This window comes from Streptomyces sp. SID1328, assembly GCF_009865595.1.
Taxonomy (GTDB): domain Bacteria; phylum Actinomycetota; class Actinomycetes; order Streptomycetales; family Streptomycetaceae; genus Streptomyces; species Streptomyces griseoluteus.
This window is the reverse complement of record NZ_WWKH01000714.1, coordinates 1-2,226: the sequence shown is the minus strand read 5'-3', so window position 1 is coordinate 2,226 and position 2,226 is coordinate 1. Positions and strand designations below refer to the sequence as shown.

The following is a 2,226-nucleotide window of genomic DNA, read 5'->3' as shown; positions in this document are numbered from 1 at the left end:
CCGAGAGCACGCACCTGACGCCGCGCGGCCGCCCTTCGGGCGACGACGCGAATTGTCAGACAGGACCTAGGGGAGAGGCATCCGCCCGGTGCGCCGCCGCCACTCCAGCCGGGCCGCCTCCAGCTCGGCGCGGGCCTCGGCCAGGCGGGGATTGTCCTTGTTGCGGGCCTGGATCTCGGCGTGCCGTTTGCGCGCCCGGTCCACCGCCTCGGTGTCCTGCTCCAGCAGCTCGCGGTCGTGCTGGGCCTGCTTCAGCTGCTCCGGCAGGGTGGCGCGGAAGGCGTTCTCCCTGGCCACCGCGCGCTGCACCGCGTCGGCGAAGTCCCGCACCCGGTCCTCGGTGTACCCCTTCGCCTCCTCGCCCTCCCCGGTGCGGCGCGGGTAGTTGGTCCGCTCGGGGGTGCCGTCGGCCTCCAGGACGTAGAGGTAGTAGGCGCTGTCACCGGCCTCGAACCTGACCCGGAGTTCCGCCAGTTGCAGGGTGCGCACGGCCCCGGTCGGTGGCTGTTTCACCAATGTGTGCTCGTACAGGGTCAGTTCCCCCAGTGCGCCGAGCCGCTTGCCGCGGCCGGGCTTCTCCAGCCCGGCGACCCGTCGCCCGGCAGCGCGCAGGTCCCGCTCCCGGTTCTGCTCGGCCAGCGCCAACGCGGCCCGTGCGGCGGACTCCTCCGAGCGCGCGATCTCCTCCAGGCTGCGCACGTTCGCCCGCGCCTGGGCCAGCGGGCGCCGGTCCTCGGCATGCCTCGGCAGCAGCGCCAGCGCGAGGCTGCCCGGGAACTTCCGGGCCCGCACGTGCACCGCCCAGCCGGCCAGCGCCGCCGCGAACAGCACTGCGATCACGTACGCCATGCGCCCCCCAAAGGCTGCCGCCACCGTCCGCTGTCTGTTACTGCTCAGCGGACGATGACGGCAAACTGCCCTGTGGCGCCCAGGGGTTGTGCGCCGTACGGATCGAGCCGCCGCTCAGCCGAAGGCGTCGCGCAGCGCCGGCAGCAGCGTCTTCTCCGACCAGTCGATGAAGGCCGGCTGGGTCGGGCCGCCGATCTGGACCAGGGCCACCTCGGTGAACCCGGCCTCCGCATAGGGCCGTACGGCTTCCACGAAGGCCTCCGGGTCGTTACCGCACGGGATGGCGGAGGCCACGTCGTCCTCGGTGACGAACTGGGTCGCCGACTCGAAGGAATCCGGATGCGGCAGCTCGGAGTTGACCTTCCAGCCCAGGCCGAACCAGCGGAACTGGTCGTGCGCGCGCCGGATCGCGGTGTCCCGGTCGGGGTCGAAGCTGACCGGGAGCTGCCCCACGCTGGGCCTGCCGGTGCCGCCGTGCCGCTCGAACGACTCCAGCAGATCCTTCTTCGGCTCGGTGGCGATGACCAGATCCGCGAAATGCCCGGCCAGCGCGCAGGACTGCTCGCCGGAGACGGCGATGCCGATGGGCGGCGGGGGCTCGGGAACGTCCCACAACTTGGCCGACTCCACGTCGTAGTGCTTGCCGTGGTAGGTGACGTGACCGCCCTCGAACAGGGCGTGGATGATCTCCACCGCCTCTTCCAGCATCTCGTGCCGCACGTCCACCGCGGGCCAGCCCTGGCCCACCACATGCTCGTTGAGGTTCTCCCCCGAGCCCAGCCCGAGCCGGAAGCGGCCCTCGGACAGCAGCTGGAGGGTGGCCGCCTTCTGCGCCACCACCGCCGGGTGATAGCGGAAGGTCGGACAGGTCACGTAGGTCATCAGCGGTATCCGCGACGTGGCCTGCGCGGCCGCGCCGAGGACGCTCCACGCGTACGGGGCATGGCCCTGCGAGCGCAGCCAGGGGAAGTAGTGGTCCGACGTCACGGAGAAGTCGAACCCCGCCTCCTCGGCACGCACGACATGCTCGACCAGCTCACGCGGCCCGGCCTGCTCGGTCATCATCGTGTATCCGATTCGCACCATGAGCCACGAGTCCCCCGTCTGACGAGTCGAAAACAGCCGGGGGCGGGCCCCGGCTGTTTCGCCTCGCGTTCACTCCGCCGGCGGGAACCGGTCCCACACCCGGTGCTCGGTCAGCAGCGTGGTCAGCTCGTCCAGGATCTCCGCGCCGCTGCCCCCGGTCACCACGCCGGGCGCGTCCACCGGGATGCCCGCCGCCCGCAGCGCCTCCTCCGCGCCCGGCCACGCGCCCAGCGCCTTCCCGTGCCGGAACGCCTCGTCCAGCATCAGCACCACCCGCGGGTCGGCCGCGCC

At 72.1% G+C, this 2,226-nt stretch carries 3 protein-coding genes; all 3 read right to left on the bottom strand.

Annotation, left to right across the window (positions count from 1 at the left end; translation table 11 throughout):
* Positions 1-66 precede the first annotated feature (66 nt).
* Positions 67-849, bottom strand: coding sequence for a hypothetical protein (locus GT030_RS22970; protein WP_161202711.1), 783 nt, complete (start codon positions 847-849; stop codon positions 67-69).
* Between the two features lie 114 nt (positions 850-963).
* Entirely contained in the window at positions 964-1,935 is a 972-nt protein-coding gene (locus tag GT030_RS22965; RefSeq protein ID WP_161202710.1) for an LLM class F420-dependent oxidoreductase, read from the bottom strand.
* A gap of 69 nt (positions 1,936-2,004) precedes the next feature.
* Positions 2,005-2,226: hypothetical protein (locus GT030_RS22960; RefSeq protein WP_161202709.1), on the bottom strand; the 222-nt coding region annotated here is incomplete at its 5' end.